Source organism: Collimonas antrihumi (genome assembly GCF_018304965.1).
GTDB classification, from domain to species: Bacteria; Pseudomonadota; Gammaproteobacteria; order Burkholderiales; family Burkholderiaceae_D; genus Collimonas; species Collimonas antrihumi.
Window position 1 is genome coordinate 86,129 of record NZ_JAGQED010000011.1, and the last position, 19,223, is coordinate 105,351.

Sequence of the window (19,223 nt, forward strand, 5' to 3'; positions counted from 1 at the left end):
TTATGTTGAAGCTCATCACTTTGTTGTTGTCGGGGATACCGGCGATCATCGCGGCCATTATCAGCATGATCGGGCGTAAGCTCGGCACGGCTGCGGCCTCCATCGCGTCGTTTGTCATCATTACTTCCGGCCTGATCATTTGCATTAACACGATCTTGCAGACCGTTCTTGGTTACATGACGATTCCGCCGTTCATCGCTAATTCGGTCGGCCTGTTCATTCCGATTGATTGGGCTGCGTGTCTTTCGGCTATTGTGAGCAGTCGTATTTGTCGTGCTGCTTACGACATGGCGAAGTTGAAAATCGAGTTGATCAATAATGCGAGTTAATCATGGCTGACTATCTGGTGTACGGCAAAAAGGGCAATGGCAAAAGTTTGGTCGTGGTCGGGCGCATCAAAGACGCGCTGTTGGCTGGAAAAAAAGTGGCCACGAATTTGAATCTGCAGTTGGATAAGCTGCTGCCGACGGGGTCAAGGAATGTTAGTTGCTACCGGTTGCCGGACCGTCCGACGATTCAGGATATGCAAGCCATCGGTATCGGCTCGGACAAACTCGACGAGGCCACGTATGGCCTCGTGGTGCTTGATGAGATGGCTACGTGGATGAATGCCCGTTCTTGGGCCGATAAAGAGCGGCAGTCGTTGCTGGATTGGTTTGTGCACTCTCGTAAGTTGCGATGGGATACCTATTTTATTTGTCAGTCGCCAAATCAGATCGATAAGCAGGTGCGTGAGTCCCTGGTCGAATTGACCGTGTGCTGCCGCCGCCTGGACAAGATTCGGATTCCGTGGCTTGGTTCGGTCACAAAGCATTTGCTCGGTTTTGAGTTGCGGGCGCCGAAAATCCATGTCGCGACGGTGAAATATGGCATGGGCAACGATGCGATTCTCAATGATCGATGGACGTATCGCGGCGTGAATTTGTATGCGGCGTATGACACTGAGCAAGTCTTCAAGGCCAATTACACGGAGGGGATTTTTTCTTACTTGTCGCCCTGGCATATCAAGGGGCGTTACGAAAATCTGCCGGTGGGCTGGCGTGATCGCATCAAGGCGTTTTTCTCGCCGACGCTGACAAGGCTTCCGGCCAAGCCGTTGCACCCAGTGGCGCGTCTGGTGTCGCAATTGCCGGTGGCTGAGCGTGTGCGGCATTTTCAACGGCTTGAGCAATTGGGGGCGTTTAAATGAAACGTGATGGTTGGTTTTATATGTGGCTGGCGGCTGTCGTTGTGCTTGGCCTGTTGCTGGTTTTCGGTGATGCGGATGCCGCCGATGAAGTTCCTGTTGACGCGCCGGAAGCGTTGATTAAGCCGATTGAAAAGCCGAAACCAAAAGAGGATACGCTGCGCGTTGAAAAAGTCTCTAGGGCGTTGAGTGACCAGACGATGAAGCGCGATCAACTGCTAGCGTATCTCGCTTCCAAGCGGTCCTATGCTGAGCGTGGCGGCTGTGAGGCTGACGGCTTTCTGTCGTGTCAAGGGGAGGGCGCTCGTATCGAGGGATCACCGGCCAAGACGGATGAGGGCCGCTATCGACCTCGGCCCGGCACTATTCGTGATTATCACGAATAATCGTTATGCGTCACACAAAATAATTAGCGTGACGCGTCACAAATAACTTGATTTATCGTGACGCGTCACGTATAATATATTCATACTTCGGGGGATATATGAAACAGCCAAACGACAGCAAGACGGTAGACATTTTCGAAGGTGAAAAACGCGGTCGTGGTCGTCCACGCGTCGAGAACGCCAAGTCTCCGGCTGAGCGTGCGCGTCTGTATCGCCTGAATAAGAAATCTCGTCCACAGGTCGTTGCTGCGCCTAGTGTTGATGCAGTGAATGCTGCGTACTGGAAGAAGCGCGTCGCTGAGTTGGAGGGCCAGGTTATCTCTCTGGAGCGAGATTCTTATAATTCTGACGTGCGGGCGCGTTTCGCTGAAGATCTATGTGATGAGCAACTGGTCGAGATTGCGCGATTGCGTGCGGAACTAGATAAAGGTGACGCGTCACAAAAAGGGACTTCGCTTAAATCGTATGGCAAGCTGGAAGCTGAATTGATCGTGGCGAACGCTCGTATTTTGACGTTAGATGCTGAGTTGCAGGATGCGCAGGATTTTATTTTTAAGCGTGATGCGTCACAAAAAAATATTTCCAAGGTTGCTGTAAAGATGGCGCTTAAAAAACCGTCACGAAAAGCCGTCACGAAAAAAGACTCTCTGGAGGAGCAGTTCGATTATCCCGATTAAGTCCAGTTGGGGCGGGGCTGAGTTTTTCAACACGAAAAACAAACATTGCTTTGTGTTAACGATAAAATGCCTGCCAAACAGGGGGCATTATGCAAATTCCATCTACTACTGAGATTGTCGTTCTACTGGTTGGCGTGCTGATGTGGCTTATTGGTCGCCGCGCCAATCAAAAGCAAAAAAAATCGGCAGGGCGTTCAGCAGCTCGGCCTGCGGCGAAAAAAACACCTGTCCAGCGTCAGTTTGAGCGTACTGCCTCTATGGGTAAGCTGACCGGCGCGTGTTTCGGTGATCGGGCTAAGGCTGATCGTCTGGTTCAGTATGAAAAGAAGCGAGCGCCTGGCATCACGCATGCTGAGGCGATTCATCGTGCTTTTGAGCGTTTGGAAATTGATCGTGGCCGTCATAACTGAACGGCTCTTATGAGTGGCCGGGTCTGGGCTGCAAGGCCCAGGTAGACCAGTGAGGCCGCGAAGCTGCTTGCGGTGCAATGCGGCCTCGGAGGTGGCGAATCTCTGCACGTATTCGCCACCTAAAAGCGGGGTTGATCTTATCTCGTCATGTATCTGCGCATGCTGAGCCAGCGGCGCTTTTGCGGACTGAGCCGGTTTTCAGGTGGAAGCGGCTTTTTGCTTCTTCCTGAATAACGCTCAAAGGACCGCAAGCCTGTCTTTGTGCTGTAGCTGCGGTCGTTGGCTGCCATGATGGACCAGCGAAGTTCTGCGGCGCGTCCGGTGCGGCTCCGGTCTCGTTTGAGACCGTACAGGGCTTCCATGTAGCGGCTTTCCAGCACGATCAGTCTGAGTGCCCACTGTGGGCAATAGGTTTTGCCGGATTCCCAATCCGTGATAGTGCGCACGTGCCGGCCTGTGATTTTGGCGGCGGCTTCGACCGAAAAGCCGCTCATGAGCCTTGCTGAGAAAAATTCTGATGGAAAACAATATTTATTTTTTGATGCGATACGCTGCTTTTTCATTGACATGAACCCCTGAATGTGAATTACCAAAAGAAAAGGCCGAGATACATTGTCTCGACCTGTTTTTTATCCTTGCCGGCATTGTAAATCGTCGACGTTTTCCGCGCATTTTGAAGGCATGATTCGGGTACTGGAAATTCGCATAATTTGTATTATGTCAAATCGTCGTCGCAAATATCACACTCTATTTGCAGTACGGACATGGCTTGAACGGCTGTTTCTTGGCACTACACCGCTGCCGGCAGCAAGCTAACAAATCCAGTATTTCCCTCTTTTCCACGCCTGCTAATTGCAGGCGTTTTTTATGGACGGCCACCTTCCGATACTCCCGACGCCGCCGCGCATTATTCCAGCTGACCTTACGCAAATTCCGCAAATGCCAATACGAATGCCGAATCTCCATCATAATGCGCTCCAGATCGGCCCGGCCGATCTGCTCGCGCTCAAACAGTTCCAGTTGCATAAAATGCAGCGATTGTAATTTGGAAACAAAAGACGCGTTGAGAAAAGTCAGGAACAACCGCCACGGCCTGTCTTGCGTGTGCTTCGCCACTCCAGCAGAACAACCTGATCAGTTAGTGCTACGCACTAATTTGCCAATTCCGGTTCTCTCTCCGTAGTACCAGCCATCATTTCCCAGAGTTCCCCGCCTATTCGCTGAACGATGCCATGCGCGTGTTTTGCACCGTGTCTACGTGTCTGCGTGTCCTACGTGTCCTACGGCACTCCGGCACTCGCACTCGCACTACAAGGGGTATTCATAAAAATCATGTGCCTCCGGCCATAAACGATTTTTACAAACCTTCCCCCTGTTGCAAAACCCTATTGCGCATGGCCTCTTTTCATCGGGCGAAGAACTCAGGGAAACGACGGCAGGCGGTTTCAGAGACATAACCAAAATCGCCGAATTTAACAATGGGCTCCAAATCTTGGGACCCGATCAGCGGAAAGGCAAAACCATGGAAAAGAACACTAAGGCAGTCACAACAAAGACCCCAATTCCTACACGCATTTTCGAAACACCCGACGAAATTGCACGTCTCCATCTGCGTAACAAGAAAATTCTCAATGATGGCCTGCATAGGATGATTGAAGAGCGCAACGCTTGTCGTGACCAAGGTTTTTCTTATGCCTACGTTGGACTTGAAAGCATGATTGAGAATCGCATTCGGTGTCTCGGCGGCATGGCCGGAGAATGGTGATGGACAAAGAATCTGTGACGGAACAAATCTGCATCGCCATTCAAGATCTCATCACGTGCGAATCGTACTCAGTCCAATTCAATGACGGCTATGCACGCGGCGTTATTTGGATGGCATTCAAGGCAGGCTTCATTTCGGAAATCGAGTCGAACTCTTTTCATAATCTGATCGAGGCATACGTAAATCGGAGGCCGAAATGAAAGACCACACCGACACAGTGACTATCGATCTGCTCGGCGGCAAGCGCCCTCGCGGTCGCCCAGCAACTGGATGCGCAATGACAGCAGCAGAACGTAAACGCTTGCAACGCGAACGTGCAGGCCGCGTTACGTTCACCGTCGAGCTGCCCGAGGAACTGGTCGAACAGTTCAACGATTTCCTGAAATTCAAGGATCTTACGAAGAGCGCCGTCATTGAAAAACTGATTCGATCACAGCTTTTGCGCAAGCGTTAATCATGGCGATCACTTTCTATGCCGGCAAGCCAGGCGAAGGCATGTCGCTTTTCCGTGACCAACCAGGTGTGACTGGTCCAGAACAGGTCACACCTGGTCGGTCACACGATTGTGACTCAGCTGCCGTGACTGATGCCGGCACAGTCACACCTGGTCGGTCACATATGTGTGACTCATCGATCGTGACCAACCGGCGCCGGGTCACGGCATCTGGGTCACAGCTAGTGCTGTCGATATTCCCTGGCATCGATCTATTCGGACTGGGCTTTGAGCAGGAAGGCTTTCCTGTAGTACGCGGACCAGACCCGTTGTTTGGCGGCGACATACGCACATTCAGGATTCCGGCCGGTAAGTTCGACGGCATCATCGGCGGGCCACCCTGCCCTGATTTCTCCAAAGCGCGCAGATCCGCGCCAACCGGATACGGACTTGAAATGATTGATGAGTACGTGCGGATCGTGAAAGAAGGCCAGCCGCTCTGGTGGCTGATGGAGAACGTCCCTGGTGTACCTAATGTCCGCATCGAGGGCTACTCGCACCAGCGTATCGACCTCAATGCACGTGAGGTCGGACTGGATCAAAACCGACACCGACATTTTCAGTTCGGACACCGTGACGGCTTGCTAATATCCATCGCCAGGGGCGCGAAGTCAACCTTATTTGAGCCGTGCTGTACGGCATCAGAAGGAACTCAGATGGGAAGGCGCGACTGGCACAAGTTCTGTCGCTTGCAAGGCATGCAAGATAGTCTTGATCTGGATCAGTTGACACTATCAGCCAAGTATCGCGCTGTTGGCAACGGCGTACCCGTACCGATGGGTAGAGCATTGGCACGGGCAATCCTGAATGCTCAGTCTCCGAATGAAGTTCGGCTGTGTGGTTGCGGGTGCGGACGACCTGTTTCCGGCAAAGCTACCTATGCAATCGCAGCTTGCCGGAAACGTATTTCTCGACGCGATTAATTATCGTGACAAGTCACGTTTATTTAGCGCCAATTGGGCGACCAGTTCGCTTGCCGAGAACACCGTAACCATCCTCGTCAAACGACACTACAGACGGCCCTGTGGACACCACCGCCCCGCCAGAACCAGTGCCAGACTCTGAACGATCAGTGCCCGCAATTTCACGCTGCCGAGCGTCAGACACACGCGCCCAACCCTCAAGCGGAAACTGCGTGGCAACATAACTCACCTTGCCCTTCGCAATGGTCGCGTAATCCATCTCAGGACTAATGCGCACCTCATAACCAAGATCAACTATCTGGCGCATCGTCATACGCTCAATAGCACGCAGGCCATCGTCAAACCATTCAAACACCGCAGACATTTTTTGGTTATTGCGCACCACCATCGACAACCGCAAACGATAACGTTCGCTCAAATCCTGAATAAAATCCTTCTCATATTTTTTTTCAGGCACAGGCGCAGCAGGAACGCCTTGAGTAGATTGGCCATTACCCTGATAACTGGAAGACATGGACGGCGTAGACGTAGCGTGCTTACCCATCAGAGACTTTTCCAAACCGCCGCCCTTAAATACGTTATAGACGTAATAGACAGACACGGAAAACACGATCAGGAACAGCGGAATCCACTTTCTGAAAGCCGAGTTGGACCAGATGGACTGGCGCTTGTCAGAATAACGTTGAGCCGTCTCAGCGCCCTTCTCAAAGCTCTTATAGCTGCCGAATATTGCTTTGTTATACGGCGTTTTTCCCGAGCTAACGTGTTTGAATTTTTCCGGACCCGTGGCTTTCGCCAAGCTCCAGTTATAGTGATTTCCGGCACCAACCATATCCAGCTTGGTGAAATTAATTTTGGTATCGACACGCCGCCGCCATATCTTGTGACAGTCCTTCAAATCCTGCCCCATGAACACGATATCCAGACCTTTGTGCCCATGCTCTGCAACGAACTTGGTTACACCCGGAGAAAGCGGTTTGCGACCAGAATCAGGAAAGTAGTTTTGCAACTCGTCGATAATCATCAACGAGCCAACCGGTATATCGATTTTCTCAACCTCAGAAATCTGATTTTCATCCAGTTGATGCAAAATTTCTTGACATTTTTCGAGCGTGATACCGGCCAGATCTGCCAACTGGGGGAAATTGAGTTCATCGATACGGACATAGCAATGACGCAATTGCTTCAACGCCGGAATCAAGTGCTTCTCGACAGCCTCATAGGTCTTACCTGAACGCGGAATCCCTTCGTGAAATATCAACATTTACCATTGTCCCAATGTGAGAGCTTTTCGGCCCATGCGAAACACGAAGCCAGCAGCCAAAATACCCATCGCCGTACCGATCTGGAAATGCCCGACAAAATACAGCACGTAATCCGGCATCTGATTAATCAACGTACCAATCGAATACTGCGTCAAGAAAGCAGGCGCAGGAATAGCACCCACAAGCGCGCCAAGACCATTAATGGTAATGTCCAACAGATTGATGACGCCATCGCTAAAAAAGTCCCACAGCGCCGTAAAAAAGCGGATCACCAGATCAATGAACCACTGAGTGAATGCTTTCATCATAGGAAGGCCATTTTAAAAGCGGCATAAGCGGCAACCAGCAACACGCCATAGCCAATTACGTTAAACACCGCGTCAGTGCCGGGACCGCAAAAATACTGACCAAGGTTGACGCTCATCTTGAGATACGGCACAGCAGCAGTCCACGAAGGACAAGCGCCGCCGTTGACGTTGACAACAAAGAAATTGGTTCCGGCGGCGATGAACGGCGCAGCCATCACTTTCGAATTGAAATCACTCATCACGCCAGCAAATGTCCGAGTTTTGACCTGGTAAAGATCGCCAGTAATGTCGGTCACAGGATCAGACTTCGCATCATCCGGCTTTTTATCGCCCGTAGTAGGATCCCGATCATTACGCCCCGGCGTACCATTAGAACCATTACCAGTCGTACTCGAAGTACTACAAGACTTAGAGCCATCCGTGGCAGTCGTGCAACTAGTCGTGTTTGTAGTGACCGAGCCATCGGAATTCGTAACGCCCTTTGTGTCAGTAATAGTCACAGACCCATCACCATTGGTAGTTGACTTCGTACCAGAATCAGTCGTCTTACCAGCATTCGGCGAAGCAGAAGGATCAGGGATCGTAGGCTTTGAAGCCTCCGGCGTGCTACAGATCGACTGGCCACTAATACCCATGCCAGTCGCATACGAACCGACAGGACAACCATTATCTTTAACCTTTGGTTGATCGACAGGAGGCGTCGCACCACCACCAGTTCCGGAACCATCGCAGAACTGCCCATCAGACGAAAAAGGCGGACTGATCTCATAATTATTTGGCGACACAAGCCGCTGAAATGACCCACCGTAAGAGCACGAAGCGATACACACATGCACCGCATTCTTAGTCACATATTGGAGACTAACAGGAGCGCCATCAGAGGAACCCTCAGCAGGACAAGATTTATTACAAGCTCCAGTCGACGAATTATAAGTGGTACCAGCAGGACAGGAATTGCCAATGAGCCGCACACTAACTCGAAAAGCGACAGGACCACCTTGCTGCGCATAACACTCCGCTGTAGTCGCATGCATCACAATATGGTCATAGACCCAACCAAACTGAGCCTCATTCGTAAGCTCATAATCCTTACAGGCAGACACAGCATCCGGAAATTGTGCTGATGAGTTATTGTCTGAATGAGCCCAGAAATAATCCACAGCATAGCTGAACATGCACACCGCCGACAGCAATACGCCGACGACGAAATAGAGAAGACATCGTAAGCTACGCATTGCGGAACCCCGCCACCACGGCAGCAGCACACATCACGCCCACCGCAAACGCCATCAAGTCCCAGACCATACATCCCCCGTCGTTAACGAAAAAGAGAGAGCACAACGGCTCTCTCGTGATACAAAAACAGCCAGGTCGAATTAGCCGAAGAACGTAGCGAGTTTTTTCGAACCCCACTTTGCAACGCCTGGCAAGATCATGATCGCGCCCATCGCAACGATTGCGGTCACGATAGTGCTTGCATCGATGCCGGAACTGATGGACGAAAAATCCGTGCCAACAGCATACGCGCCAGTAGTAGCGAACAGCCCAGTAGCAACAGCGGCCAGTGGTGCAACAACTTTTTTCAGGTTAAACATTTGAATATTCCTTCAGGTTAGCGCCGCCAAAAATTAACAAGAGAACCAGCCATATGAGCCACTAGAAACAGTGTCAATGGACCAGCCACACCGAGAGCGAAGACGGCGGCAATTTCGTCACTCGCGGGTATTACAAAAATCGATTGCGCAACATCGGCCAAGCGATTGATTGCAGCGATGAATACATCGGCTTGTTCAGGAGTCATGAGTTATCACGGGCCAATGTATTTACCGTTGCTATCGTGATACACCTCATACACGGACTTATTCCCATGCTTAGCTTTCCACTCAACATCCTCACGTGCCTGGCGCTCATTACGCTCTTGATTAGCAACATGCGCTTCCCAAGCGGCAGAGCTATCACCACGCACACCATGATCATCAAAATACGAAGCAATCTTTGTCACTGACCAACGGGCAACATAAACCATCGACCAGATCACCGCCAACGCAATCAAGCCGCCAACAATATTTGCGGCAACGGCATCACTAGGAACAATGGTAGAAAAATCGATGATTGACATAATTGCCTTTAATTATTTATACAATTACCCACCCGCTTCAGCCACCGCAATCAGCACGATAAAAAAAGCAGTGAACAGAAGCGGGTACATAACAACCTCATTAATTACCGCGACAAGTCACGTTTATTCAGAACCGATTAACCAGAGATAAAAGACGCTGCCTGATCAACCACCTTTGTCACGTGAAATCCTTCATGACAATGCAACTCCGCCGTATCCACCGCCTCACCGTAATCAGCAAATCGCCCCGCTTCGTGCGCCCAAGAAGTGAAGCCAACATCGCCATCTTCCGGCATCAAAAAACACTTGCTCTCGCTATCCTGCACGATGTACAGGACAACGAAATTAAGCTGTTGCGCCATTCTGTTTCGGAGCTGGCGCAGCAACCTTGACAGGGATCAATTGCAAGATGATTTGCGACCGCGTTTTGCCGTTTGTCACAGTTTCAATCTCAGCTTCCGCAATGAATGGCAGCGGCAGATGCGCATATTTCTCGTATTCATCCGACAAGCCGATCGTGTACTCAGTCGATGCAGTACCGCGCATGTTGCCCTTGCTTTCATCCAACCGCGTTTCTGCAAAAACCTTAGTGCTGTCGAATTTCTGCCCGTTGTCCATCTGGCCCTTGTTCGCCTTGAAGCCGGTGATTTTCAGCTTGGCGATGGTGGATGTTTCTGACGTTTGTTGAATGCTCATTACAATTTCTCCGATAAGTAAAAGGCTTGAAAAACCTTATGCCCCATGCAGCCCATGCGATGGGAGGTTGAAATAGGACGGCCCATATGGCTTAACCTGGCGATGCATCGGCACAGGAATCGTATCCAGTGACGCGCCGAGTGGTTTCATGCGTTTAGGCCACGCGTTCAAGTCAGGATGACAAAGGCGATCCAGCGTTTCTTTGTCCCCGTACATATTGCGGAAAGCGCGCAGATGCTTGCCGTAAGAGCCTTTCAGGTTTTCTTCACAAGCCTCGACAACAATGTGCGCGGTTTCAACTTTCAACTTGATACGTTTCGGCGTTTCGGTTTTTGCGAATTGCGCAATGCAGGGATAACCATCACAAAAATAGTCGGACGGGTGCAGCAGCACATCGAAAGGGATCACGCGATCGGACGACTTGAATTCAAATTCAGCGCGGCACCACAAACTGTTTTTGTCGCCCTCTTTCCGGCCCTTTTCATAGAAGCGCAAGAACTTGCCGGACGTTCTACGTCCGATAGTCAACGTACGCCCTTTACCGGATGGCCGATGCCAGTTGCCGACACGCTGAATTTCCGGAGGCAAACCGCCAGTACGCGCCGTGAAACCGCCCTGCTTCCACTGTTCCTCAGCCCAATCCACTGACAGATAAGCGCCAGTGAAATCGTCATGCGCCAAGTCGATACGAGAGATTTGAGGTTGTACCGCTGTCGAGGCCAGAAAATCGAATAACCGTTTTTCCCATCCAGCAGCAGCATTCGCACAGCCCAAGCCATTCAAGGTCACGCCCATCTTTTGACGCTGGCCACCGAAGCAAACGAAGCCCATGTCATCGCCCAATACCCACGAATCACGGAAGAAATTCAAGCCTTTTTCCCGATGCGCCGTGACACCGAAACCGAAAATCTTTTCCAACTGCCGACTTGCTTCCGTCACGATCTGTTCATCACCGATCAAGGTTTCCCGAGCAGTACGAAACCACGTATCTTCAAGAACACTAAAATTCACCCAGTCAATAATTGCGCACTCACCTTCCGACCGACCACGCACCATCACCTGTTTCACAACCCCGCCGAACATCACTAAATCGACCGCTTCCAGCTCCGCGACTACCGTTTGACCCATGTTATTAATGGGTGCATCTGCAAGCCGCCCCACCGGCTGAACTGGGGGGTGCGCCTTCGGCACAGCCGCCGCAGTGCGTTCCGTCCTCGCTTCGCTCCGGGCGAGTACGCCTGCGGCAGCAACGCCAATATCAACCCCCTGCTCGCCCATTGCGTAAATCTGCCCCTTGACGAAGCGAGAAGAACTCACAGAGCCGCCGGAACGACGAACGTACTCTTCAGCAGTGATTTTTGATTTGACGCGTTTCACGGACGGTTTACCTTTTGGCTAGAAGTGGTAAAGTTGCAAAAAATTTATCAGGAGCAATTAATGCTAAAAATCTTGGCTGTAATCATCGTTGTGCTAATCGTCCTGGCTGTTCTCGCGACTACAGCGAAAAACAAAGGCAAGTCGAACAGCGCAAAAAAAGACTACGACTACAAAAAACGACAACTGCTTACAAACAACGAAAAAAAGGTGTACCAACAACTGATTGACGCCTTGCCCGGATATCTCGTTTTTACACAAGTAGAGCTATCACGCTGCATAGAAGCCGAAGGCCCATCACACCTAACAATCAGCGGAAAAAGCCTTGATTTCGTAATTTGCAATAAAGACTTTGATGTCGTTGCAGGTATCGAAATCGATGACAAGTCACACACAAAAACCAAACGAACAAAGGCTGATGCTAGAAAAAACAATGCTATGGAAGTCGCAGGCATCAAACTAATTCGGTGGCCTGCTACTCCCCTGCCCTCAATCGCAAAAATCCAAGAAGCTTTTCCAGCTATCACGGAACCAACAACCGAAAAGGCCGCAATACAAAGCACCCAAGACAAAAAAATAAAAATCCTAGAGCAGCAACTTTTCAACATGGCGCGAAAACTGGAAAAATCCGAGAACTAACGACCGGTTTACCTTTTCACCCAAACTGCTATGATTCGTAAAAATATTCACCTGAGAATGTATTCAGGTGAGAATATGCTCTCACATGAATACACTTGTCAACAGGAAACGATATGAAAAGCGTTAAATATTTGGAAGAGTTGAAAGAAAAGCAAGAATTGAAGAGTGACCGGCAACTTGCAATAAAGCTGCACATGGGAACTGCGACGATCAGTCAATACATGACCGGCAAGCGGATCATGGACAACGAAGCCTGTTTGGCAATAGCTCTTGAACTTGGAATTGATCCGCTGAAAGTGATCATGGCGGCAGACATTGACCGCGCAGAACGCGCCGGTCAGCATTCACTGTGGGAAGTTTTTTCACGGAGGACAGCGACACTGGCTAGCGTTGCCCTCGCAACTGGCATTGTCACTTTATTTTTGACACCAACGCCCTCGCAAGCCACGCCCCTGCTCAAAGCTGACGCCCCTACGATTTGTATTATGTAAAATCGTCGTCGCAGATATCAGGCATTATTTGCAGTACGCGCACAGCTTTCTAGCGCTTCAACGAAAATGTGTCAGGTTAAACAACGTAAAACGGCTTCGACGATTTTGTCAAACAGGTGGTGCCGGAGCTGCAGCAAAGCGGCCAGTTCCGGCTAGACTACCAGGGCGACCGCTGCGCGGCCATCTGCAGGACTGAGCCGGCTAGCGCCCAATCCTGCCTCTCTCCCTGCCTCTCTCCCTGCCGCGCTTCCTCAATACAGCGGCACCGCTATGCTGAACATGATCGACTGACTGCGGCCGTTGCCGACATTGATGTTGCTGTTGTAGTCGACGGTGAACGTCATGCCGTTCGACAGCAACAGCCTGGCGCCGAGGCCGGCCGCCCAGTTGCCGGTGCCTTGGCTGCTGGTGTGAATCACATAGGCCGGTCCTGCCGCTGCCAGATCGGCATAGGCCAGCGTGGCATCGTCCGCCCCTTGGAACTGATGGCGGAACTCCAGCCGGGCGCGTGGAATCCAGGTGCCGATGCGGGTCACATATTGACCTTCAGCCCTGACGCCCAGCGTGCCGCTGCTGGTGCGCACGGTTTGCTTGAAGTAGGTCAACGCGTTCAAACCGGACGCTGTTTCCGTGTATTGGTCGAGCGTAGCCGACATCAGCTCGAGGCGACCGTATGGCGACCACATCCAGCCGTCATTGCGATATTCAATGCCGGTGACAATGGCGCCGAATATCTGGTCGCCATGCCGCAGCCCGGTGGCAAATCCACCGCCATCGGTGATGTAGCGGGTGGCATCGAAATTCAATGTCCCATAGCCCAGCACACCGTCGATGAATACGTTCTTGGTCGGCCTCAAGCTGCCATACACCGCTCCCACCACACTTTCCGCGGTGCTCTTGGTGCCGTTGTTGCCGACATCGCTGCTGTCGCGGCTGAAGCCGCCGCCGATACCGATGCTGGCAAGGTCATTGATACGATAGTCGCCGCCGACGCTCACGCCGTTGGTAGTGAAGCGGAATCCCTGCTGGCGGCCATTGACATAATGCTGGCCGAAGTCGACCGCGCCGCCCATCCACAGCGACAATGGCTGCTTCTGTCCGTCCTGATGCACCGGCATGTCCGGCAGGTCGGTGATGGTTTTTTGGGTATCGTTTGCCGCCAGCGTGCTGTTGCCGCCAAAGCCGTTGCTCAAGCTGCCGCCGGTTCCGGTATTGCCCTGCCCGGCTGCCTGTTGCGGCCAGCCGACCTTGCGCATGTGCGGTTGCAACGGCGAGCCGAACAGGCGATCGACATCGTCGTTTTGCCAACGCGCCACGTTGTCTGCCGGTTTGCCATCCTGGGTCGGCGGCATGAAGCTGACGCCGAAACTGGAGCGGCCCCAGCCGTCGCCATGCAGGCTTTCCAGGCGCCGCGTGAAATTGGCGGTCTGGGCGCTGGCAAAGCGCCGGGTGCTGTCCGCCTGGGCGGCCAGCAGACCGATGACTTCAGGGTCGGCCGACATGTCGCGGCGCGGTGTGACGGAGACATTGACGCTGCCCGGCGCCGACGTAGCGAAGGCATTGCTCAGCGTGTAACTGATCACGGCCGGACCGGCAAAGGTGCTGGCGGCGGTGAACGTCATCTGGTAGGACGGCTTGCCGGCTGTACCAACATCCCGGATCGTCGCGCTGCCTGCCGCGGCCGGCGCTATCGATACCACCGCGGCGCCAGTGAACGGACCGCCGCTGGCGCCAGCCATCAGGTCGACACTGACTGCTGCGCCGGCACTGACCGTAGCGCTATGGGCACCGGCCATCGGCATCGGATTGACGCTGACGGTTGCGGTTACCGGAGCCGATGCGCCAAATGCATTGGCCAGGGTGTAGCTAAACTTGATGTCGCCGCTGCTGCCGACCACCGACGTATAGATGATGTCGGTGCCGCTCACCACCGCGGTGCCGGCACTCGGCGGCGTCACGATGGCGACGCCGGTGAACGGCCCGCCGCTGGCGCCGTTGGCGGTGTGCAGCGTGACCGGCTGACCGGCCAGGATGGTAACGCTCTGCGCAACCGGCACCGGCACAGCCAGCGGGGTCACATTCACCGTCAGTGTCGCCGGCGACGAGCTGCCGCCCGGTCCGGTTGCGGTATAGGTCAGGCTGTCGCTACCGAAATAATTACTGGCCGGCGTGTAGACCACGTTCAGTCCGTTGACGATCGCGCTGCCATGGCTCGGCGCGGTGGCGATCGCAATGCTGGTGATCGGCCCGCTGTCGTTGGCGGTGACAGTGACCGTCACCGCCTGGTTGGCAGTGGTGACAGCAGTGTCGTTGAGCGCCACCGGTTGCGCCTGGCCGACGCTCAACGTCACGGCCTGCTGCCCGCTGAAATTGTGCGCATCGGTAGCGCCGACCGTGAATGGAAAGCTGCCTGCTGCCGTTGGCGTACCGCTCAACAGGCCGGTGGTGGTATTCAATGTCAGCCCGGCCGGCAAGCTGCCACTGACCAGCGCATACGTATATGGCGCGACGCCACCGGCAGCAGTGAACTGCTGGTTGTAGGCAACGTTCACCTTGGGCGCTGCCGCCACAGCGGCATTCAGCGTGATGGCTGGAGCGCCGACATTCAATGCATAGCTGTTGGTGGCACTAAATGGCGCACCTGCGCCGGTGCTGCTGTCGCTGACCCGGATGCTGACGTTGAACGTGCCGCTCAGGTTGGTGGTGCCAGACAGCACCCCGGTGCTTGCATTGAGCGTCAATCCGCTCGGCAAGGCGCCGCTGCTGATTGCGTAGCTGTATGGCGCCGTCCCGCCGCCGGCCGTCAGCGAAGCGCTATACGGCGCTTCCGCAGTAGGGTTAGGTAAAGTTGCCGGATTCAAGGTCACGGTAGCAGCGGCAATCGTCAAACTGTACGCCTGGCTGCCGTTGAAGTTGTTAGCATCCAGCGCCCTCACAGTAAAACTAAACGTGCCGGCCGCGGTCGGCGTACCCGTCAGCGCGCCGGTCGATGCATTGAGTGTGAGCCCGGCCGGCAACGCGCCGCTGGTGATGCTGTACGCATAAGGAGCGACGCCGCCCGCGGCGCTGATGGTTGCCGAATAGCTGAGCGCTACAGTGCCGCCGCCAACGGTGCTCGGAGACAAGCTGATGGTCGGAGCCGCAACCGCCAGCGTATAACTCGTTTGCACACTGAATGGCGCGCCAACCCCGGTACTGCTGTCGGTTGCCCGCACCGTGATCGGGAAATTTCCTGCCTGTACGGTCGTGCCGGACAACGTGCCAGTTGCCGTATTTAAGCTGATGCCGGCTGGCAGGCCGCCGGACGTCAATGCGTAGCTGTAGGGTCCCGTGCCGTTGCTGGCGACAAAAGTGACGCTGTACGGAACGGCGGCGCTCGCCGCCGGCAGCGTCGGCGGATTCAATGTCAAACTCGGTCCGCCAATGGTGATGGTGTAGGCCTGGCTGCCGCTAAAACTGTTGGCATCCGTAGCGCGTACGGTGAAATTGAAACTGCCGGCGGCAGTTGGCGTGCCGGATAGCGCCCCGCTGCCGGCATTAAGTGAGACTCCGGTCGGCAACGCTCCCGCGCTGACGGCATAGTTGTAGGGTCCGACGCCGCCGCCTGCGGCGAGCGCAGCGGTATAAGGTTGCGCCACCGTGCCGCCGGACATGCTGGAAGGCGTCAGCAGAATAACCGGGGCACTGATCTGCAGCGTATAGCCGACTGTGGCAGAGAACGGCGCGCCGGCACCGGTCGAGTGATCGGTCGCCGTCACGCTAATCGGGAAACTGCCGCTTTGCGTTGGCGTTCCAGACAACGTAGCGGATGCAGCATTCCAGCTCAACCCGGCAGGCAGGCTGCCGCTCAAGCCGTAGGTGTAGGGTCCGACACCGCCGCTGGCCGAGAACGACTGTGAGAAGGCATTGCCGTAGACCGGCGCCAGGGTCGGCCCGGCTGGCGTCAGGCTGACGGTTGGCGCTGCGATGGTCAGCGTAAAGGTCTGCGATCTCGTGAAAGGTCCGTTGCCGGTGCTGCTGTCGGTTGCCGCTGCAATCACTGAGAAACTACCCGCTGCTGTCGGCGTGCCGGAAATGGTCAGGCTGCTGGCGCTGCTTCCTGTCACAGTCAATCCAGCCGGCAAACCGCTCACGCTGTAACCGGAATACGGCGTGGCGCCGCCGCTCCAGGTCAGCGTTTGGTTGTAGCTGACGCCGTCGGTTGCCGACCATGATCCGGATGGCGTGATCGTCAGCGTCGGCGGCGTTACCGTCACCGACACTGTGGCAGGGCTGGATGTGCCGGCGCCATTGGTCGATGTATAGGTAAACGAATCGCTGCCGGCGTATCCGGCCATTGGCGTATAAGTGATCCTGGTGCCGCTGGCTGTAGCCGTGCCGTGAGCGGCGGCCGACGCCACCGCCACCGAAGTTGGCGCACCTCCGCTCAGATTCAACGTGATCGGATTGGCGCCGCTGCCATAGGCAACTGTGGCGCTGACGGCTCCCGCAACAGGCAGACCGGCATTGACGGTTACCGAATAGGCGCGCGAACCGGTGTAAGGGGTGGTGGTTGAACTATCAGTCGCGGTCACCGCGAAATTGAACGGCCCCGCCACAGTCGGCGTCCCGCTCAGCGTACCGGCGGATGACAGCGTCAATCCATTCGGCAAGGCACCAGCTGTAATGCTATAGGTATAAGGCGCGGTTCCGCCGCTGGCCGCGATGTTTAGATTCACGGCGGTACCTGCCGTCATCGTCGGCAGAGTAGTCGGCGACAGCGCAATGATTGGCGCGTTGACGGTGAACGAGTAGGCTCGCGAGCCGGTGTACGGGCCGGTGCCGGTGGAACTGTCCGTCGCTGTGACGGTAAAATTGAAGACGCCGCCCGCAGTTGGCGTACCCGATAGCACGCCTGACGACGACAGCGTCATTCCGGCCGGCAATGCGCCAGACGTCATTGCGTAAGTATATGGTGCAGTACCGCCGTTGGCGGTCAGAGTCTGACTACCGTAGGCAACGGCCACCGTAGCAGCCGGCAAGGTGGTCGGCGCAACGGCGATTGTCGGTGCATTGATCGTCAGCGTATAGGCAAGTGAACCGGGAAAGGAATTTTGATCCGTAGCCCGCACCGTGAAGTTGAAATTGCCGCCGGCAGTCGGTGTGCCCGACAGCACGCCCGCACTCGACAAACTCATCCCCGCTGGCAGCGCGCCAGAGGTAATCGCAAAGGCATAAGGCGCCGTGCCGCCACTGGCGTTCAGGGTCAGCGAGGACCCGTTATACAAGGTGCCAACGTTGCCGGCGCTCAGGGTGGGTGGACTCAGCACAACGACAGGTGTGGCGTTGATGGCAATGCTGACATCGAACGGCACCGGATACGGACCGCTGCCGGTAGTGCTGTCGTGTATGACGATTGAAGCGGTATAGGTGCCGGCGGTAGTCGGGGTACCCGAAATCACACCGGCCGATGTCAGGTTCAATCCCGGCGGCAAGCCCTTGCCGGTGATTGTCTGCAAGGTATAACTGTAAGGAGAGGTGCCGCCTGAACCGTTCAATTGCTGGCTGTAGGGAATACTCACCGTCCCTGCAGGCTGGGTCGTGGTTGAAATCACCAGTACCGGCGGCGGCACGGTAATGGAATAGGACTTGGTTGTCGTCAGCGGGGTCGGCGTGGTGGAATCCTGCACGCGGATCGCCACGGACATCGGGCCGGTGTAGGTTGAGGTGCCCGAAATCACGCCCGCTGAAGACAAGGTCAGGCCGGTCGGGAGGCTGCCGGAAGAAATCGAGTACGTGTAAGGTGCTACGCCGCCTGAAGCAGTCAGTGTTTGGTTGTAGCTGACGCCAACCGACGGATTCGGCAAGGTCGCGGGCAGCACGATGATCGGGGATGTCGGCGCCTGGATCGTGACGTTATAGACAATTTGGCCGCCCGAATCGTCTAGCACGGCGAAGGTGTCGGATAACGCTCCGTCGCCATTATTCGTGTAATGAACCACGTTGGTGGTCACGGGGTTCCACAAGGCCCCATGCGATGGCGCAAGCGCCACCCCGGAAAGTCCGAATGGCGAACATGCTCCTGGCGCACTTGACAGATCGGCACTGTAAACGCCGCCCGAAGCGACGGTAATGGCAACGGGTGTCGGGCACTCTGTGCTCGGACCCGCCGCATACGTCAGGTTGCACAGGCAAACAAGCATCGCACACAGCAAACTGACCAGTGCGCGCGGGAACCAACTCCAGTCCCCGGCAAATGCCCCTCGCCTTTCGATTTTTCCCCGTTGATCAGGTACAGAGCCGGTTGCGAACGATGACCGTTCGCAACTGCCGGCACAAACGTGCGAACGCAGCAACATGATTTCTCCCTGATGTTTTTTTGTATTCGAGCGCATGTTTTACGATGGCTCACCATCGTTTTAAGCATTACTCGAGAAAGAGTCGAATAGCTCTTTTTACATACGGCGGCGGCTATTGACGATTACCTTATGGCAACGTATGCTACCTTGAAT

22 protein-coding genes are annotated in these 19,223 nt (G+C 54.5%); 10 read left to right on the forward strand and 12 right to left on the reverse strand.

The features are described from left to right. Positions 1 to 2 precede the first annotated feature (2 nt). The 5 genes from KHU29_RS11885 (at position 3) to KHU29_RS11905 (ending at position 2,659) form a co-directional block, all read left to right on the forward strand. Positions 3 to 329 (forward strand): DUF5455 family protein, encoded by a 327-nt coding sequence (locus KHU29_RS11885; protein WP_211453015.1) that lies wholly within the window; start codon positions 3 to 5, stop codon positions 327 to 329. 2 nt (positions 330 to 331) lie between these two features. Further along, the gene (locus tag KHU29_RS11890; protein ID WP_211453016.1) at positions 332 to 1,189 is read left to right on the forward strand and encodes a zonular occludens toxin domain-containing protein; all 858 of its coding nucleotides are present in this window, start codon (positions 332 to 334) and stop codon (positions 1,187 to 1,189) included. Further along, positions 1,186 to 1,572 (forward strand): hypothetical protein, encoded by a 387-nt coding sequence (locus KHU29_RS11895; protein WP_211453017.1) that lies wholly within the window; start codon positions 1,186 to 1,188, stop codon positions 1,570 to 1,572. The genes KHU29_RS11890 and KHU29_RS11895 overlap by 4 nt, the downstream gene beginning before the upstream one ends. A 98-nt stretch (positions 1,573 to 1,670) precedes the next feature. Continuing rightward, the gene (locus KHU29_RS11900) at positions 1,671 to 2,249 is read left to right on the forward strand and encodes a hypothetical protein (protein ID WP_211453018.1); all 579 of its coding nucleotides are present in this window, start codon (positions 1,671 to 1,673) and stop codon (positions 2,247 to 2,249) included. A gap of 89 nt (positions 2,250 to 2,338) precedes the next feature. Further along, on the forward strand, positions 2,339 to 2,659 hold the full coding sequence (locus KHU29_RS11905) for a hypothetical protein (protein ID WP_211453019.1): 321 nt from the start codon (positions 2,339 to 2,341) through the stop codon (positions 2,657 to 2,659). A 137-nt stretch (positions 2,660 to 2,796) separates the two neighbouring features. Here the strand turns inward: KHU29_RS11905 and KHU29_RS11910 are convergent, their stop codons facing one another. Then, a complete protein-coding gene (locus KHU29_RS11910) occupies positions 2,797 to 3,222 on the reverse strand; it encodes a helix-turn-helix domain-containing protein (RefSeq protein WP_211453020.1) in 426 nt (141 codons plus the stop codon). Between the two features lie 184 nt (positions 3,223 to 3,406). Beyond that, positions 3,407 to 3,775 carry a hypothetical protein gene (locus KHU29_RS22195; RefSeq protein WP_246541876.1) on the reverse strand — a complete coding sequence of 123 codons (369 nt, stop codon included), beginning with the start codon at positions 3,773 to 3,775 and terminating at the stop codon, positions 3,407 to 3,409. Positions 3,776 to 4,181: 406 nt separating this feature from the next. On the opposite strand from KHU29_RS22195, the gene KHU29_RS11920 reads away from it, so the two are divergent. The 3 genes from KHU29_RS11920 to KHU29_RS11930 all read left to right on the forward strand — a co-directional run bounded on the left by KHU29_RS11920 (position 4,182) and on the right by KHU29_RS11930 (position 5,840). Beyond that, a complete protein-coding gene (locus tag KHU29_RS11920; RefSeq protein WP_211453021.1) occupies positions 4,182 to 4,424 on the forward strand; it encodes a hypothetical protein in 243 nt (80 codons plus the stop codon). Between the two features lie 196 nt (positions 4,425 to 4,620). Further along, positions 4,621 to 4,878: a hypothetical protein gene (locus KHU29_RS11925; protein WP_211453022.1), complete on the forward strand. Its 258-nt coding sequence runs from the start codon at positions 4,621 to 4,623 to the stop codon at positions 4,876 to 4,878. Between the two features lie 2 nt (positions 4,879 to 4,880). Further along, positions 4,881 to 5,840: a DNA cytosine methyltransferase gene (locus tag KHU29_RS11930; RefSeq protein ID WP_211453023.1), complete on the forward strand. Its 960-nt coding sequence runs from the start codon at positions 4,881 to 4,883 to the stop codon at positions 5,838 to 5,840. A 19-nt stretch (positions 5,841 to 5,859) separates the two neighbouring features. Here the strand turns inward: KHU29_RS11930 and KHU29_RS11935 are convergent, their stop codons facing one another. The 9 genes from KHU29_RS11935 to KHU29_RS11975 form a co-directional block, all read right to left on the reverse strand. Beyond that, a complete protein-coding gene (locus KHU29_RS11935; protein ID WP_211453024.1) occupies positions 5,860 to 7,104 on the reverse strand; it encodes a zonular occludens toxin family protein in 1,245 nt (414 codons plus the stop codon). Continuing rightward, the gene (locus KHU29_RS11940; RefSeq protein ID WP_211453025.1) at positions 7,105 to 7,413 is read right to left on the reverse strand and encodes a DUF2523 family protein; all 309 of its coding nucleotides are present in this window, start codon (positions 7,411 to 7,413) and stop codon (positions 7,105 to 7,107) included. Further along, positions 7,410 to 8,588, reverse strand: a complete 1,179-nt coding sequence (locus KHU29_RS11945; RefSeq protein ID WP_211453026.1) for a hypothetical protein — start codon at positions 8,586 to 8,588, stop codon at positions 7,410 to 7,412. The genes KHU29_RS11940 and KHU29_RS11945 overlap by 4 nt, the downstream gene beginning before the upstream one ends. 201 nt (positions 8,589 to 8,789) lie before the next feature. After that, positions 8,790 to 9,008 (reverse strand): hypothetical protein, encoded by a 219-nt coding sequence (locus KHU29_RS11950; RefSeq protein WP_211453027.1) that lies wholly within the window; start codon positions 9,006 to 9,008, stop codon positions 8,790 to 8,792. Between the two features lie 17 nt (positions 9,009 to 9,025). Continuing rightward, positions 9,026 to 9,214 carry a hypothetical protein gene (locus tag KHU29_RS11955; RefSeq protein ID WP_211453028.1) on the reverse strand — a complete coding sequence of 63 codons (189 nt, stop codon included), beginning with the start codon at positions 9,212 to 9,214 and terminating at the stop codon, positions 9,026 to 9,028. A gap of 6 nt (positions 9,215 to 9,220) precedes the next feature. Continuing rightward, on the reverse strand, positions 9,221 to 9,532 hold the full coding sequence (locus KHU29_RS11960; RefSeq protein ID WP_211453029.1) for a hypothetical protein: 312 nt from the start codon (positions 9,530 to 9,532) through the stop codon (positions 9,221 to 9,223). Positions 9,533 to 9,669: 137 nt separating this feature from the next. Beyond that, the gene (locus tag KHU29_RS11965) at positions 9,670 to 9,894 is read right to left on the reverse strand and encodes a hypothetical protein (RefSeq protein WP_211453030.1); all 225 of its coding nucleotides are present in this window, start codon (positions 9,892 to 9,894) and stop codon (positions 9,670 to 9,672) included. Further along, positions 9,878 to 10,228, reverse strand: coding sequence for a hypothetical protein (locus KHU29_RS11970; protein ID WP_211453031.1), 351 nt, complete (start codon positions 10,226 to 10,228; stop codon positions 9,878 to 9,880). The genes KHU29_RS11965 and KHU29_RS11970 overlap by 17 nt, the downstream gene beginning before the upstream one ends. A 36-nt stretch (positions 10,229 to 10,264) precedes the next feature. After that, positions 10,265 to 11,605, reverse strand: a complete 1,341-nt coding sequence (locus KHU29_RS11975) for a replication initiation factor domain-containing protein (protein WP_343216052.1) — start codon at positions 11,603 to 11,605, stop codon at positions 10,265 to 10,267. Positions 11,606 to 11,665: 60 nt separating this feature from the next. Between KHU29_RS11975 and KHU29_RS11980 the strand changes: the two genes are divergently transcribed. Next, positions 11,666 to 12,241, forward strand: a complete 576-nt coding sequence (locus KHU29_RS11980; RefSeq protein WP_211453032.1) for a DUF2726 domain-containing protein — start codon at positions 11,666 to 11,668, stop codon at positions 12,239 to 12,241. 113 nt (positions 12,242 to 12,354) lie between these two features. Beyond that, the gene (locus KHU29_RS11985; RefSeq protein ID WP_211453033.1) at positions 12,355 to 12,732 is read left to right on the forward strand and encodes a Cro/Cl family transcriptional regulator; all 378 of its coding nucleotides are present in this window, start codon (positions 12,355 to 12,357) and stop codon (positions 12,730 to 12,732) included. Positions 12,733 to 12,983: 251 nt separating this feature from the next. Here KHU29_RS11985 and KHU29_RS11990 read toward each other — a convergent pair whose 3' ends face one another. After that, the gene (locus tag KHU29_RS11990; RefSeq protein WP_211453034.1) at positions 12,984 to 19,070 is read right to left on the reverse strand and encodes a putative Ig domain-containing protein; all 6,087 of its coding nucleotides are present in this window, start codon (positions 19,068 to 19,070) and stop codon (positions 12,984 to 12,986) included. Between the last annotated feature and the right edge of the window lie 153 nt (positions 19,071 to 19,223).

Excerpts from the sequence above, each read along its gene's own strand:
- KHU29_RS11885 (WP_211453015.1), top strand. The coding sequence starts at position 3 with ATGTTGAAGCTCATCACTTTGTTGTTGTCGGGGATACCGGCGATCATC.
- KHU29_RS11890 (WP_211453016.1), top strand. The coding sequence starts at position 332 with ATGGCTGACTATCTGGTGTACGGCAAAAAGGGCAATGGCAAAAGTTTG.
- KHU29_RS11895 (WP_211453017.1), top strand. The coding sequence starts at position 1,186 with ATGAAACGTGATGGTTGGTTTTATATGTGGCTGGCGGCTGTCGTTGTG.
- KHU29_RS11900 (WP_211453018.1), top strand. The coding sequence starts at position 1,671 with ATGAAACAGCCAAACGACAGCAAGACGGTAGACATTTTCGAAGGTGAA.
- KHU29_RS11905 (WP_211453019.1), top strand. The coding sequence starts at position 2,339 with ATGCAAATTCCATCTACTACTGAGATTGTCGTTCTACTGGTTGGCGTG.
- KHU29_RS11910 (WP_211453020.1), bottom strand. The coding sequence starts at position 3,222 with ATGAAAAAGCAGCGTATCGCATCAAAAAATAAATATTGTTTTCCATCA.
- KHU29_RS11920 (WP_211453021.1), top strand. The coding sequence starts at position 4,182 with ATGGAAAAGAACACTAAGGCAGTCACAACAAAGACCCCAATTCCTACA.
- KHU29_RS11925 (WP_211453022.1), top strand. The coding sequence starts at position 4,621 with ATGAAAGACCACACCGACACAGTGACTATCGATCTGCTCGGCGGCAAG.
- KHU29_RS11930 (WP_211453023.1), top strand. The coding sequence starts at position 4,881 with ATGGCGATCACTTTCTATGCCGGCAAGCCAGGCGAAGGCATGTCGCTT.
- KHU29_RS11935 (WP_211453024.1), bottom strand. The coding sequence starts at position 7,104 with ATGTTGATATTTCACGAAGGGATTCCGCGTTCAGGTAAGACCTATGAG.
- KHU29_RS11940 (WP_211453025.1), bottom strand. The coding sequence starts at position 7,413 with ATGATGAAAGCATTCACTCAGTGGTTCATTGATCTGGTGATCCGCTTT.
- KHU29_RS11945 (WP_211453026.1), bottom strand. The coding sequence starts at position 8,588 with ATGTTCAGCTATGCTGTGGATTATTTCTGGGCTCATTCAGACAATAAC.
- KHU29_RS11950 (WP_211453027.1), bottom strand. The coding sequence starts at position 9,008 with ATGTTTAACCTGAAAAAAGTTGTTGCACCACTGGCCGCTGTTGCTACT.
- KHU29_RS11955 (WP_211453028.1), bottom strand. The coding sequence starts at position 9,214 with ATGACTCCTGAACAAGCCGATGTATTCATCGCTGCAATCAATCGCTTG.
- KHU29_RS11960 (WP_211453029.1), bottom strand. The coding sequence starts at position 9,532 with ATGTCAATCATCGATTTTTCTACCATTGTTCCTAGTGATGCCGTTGCC.
- KHU29_RS11965 (WP_211453030.1), bottom strand. The coding sequence starts at position 9,894 with ATGGCGCAACAGCTTAATTTCGTTGTCCTGTACATCGTGCAGGATAGC.
- KHU29_RS11970 (WP_211453031.1), bottom strand. The coding sequence starts at position 10,228 with ATGAGCATTCAACAAACGTCAGAAACATCCACCATCGCCAAGCTGAAA.
- KHU29_RS11980 (WP_211453032.1), top strand. The coding sequence starts at position 11,666 with ATGCTAAAAATCTTGGCTGTAATCATCGTTGTGCTAATCGTCCTGGCT.
- KHU29_RS11985 (WP_211453033.1), top strand. The coding sequence starts at position 12,355 with ATGAAAAGCGTTAAATATTTGGAAGAGTTGAAAGAAAAGCAAGAATTG.
- KHU29_RS11990 (WP_211453034.1), bottom strand. The coding sequence starts at position 19,070 with ATGTTGCTGCGTTCGCACGTTTGTGCCGGCAGTTGCGAACGGTCATCG.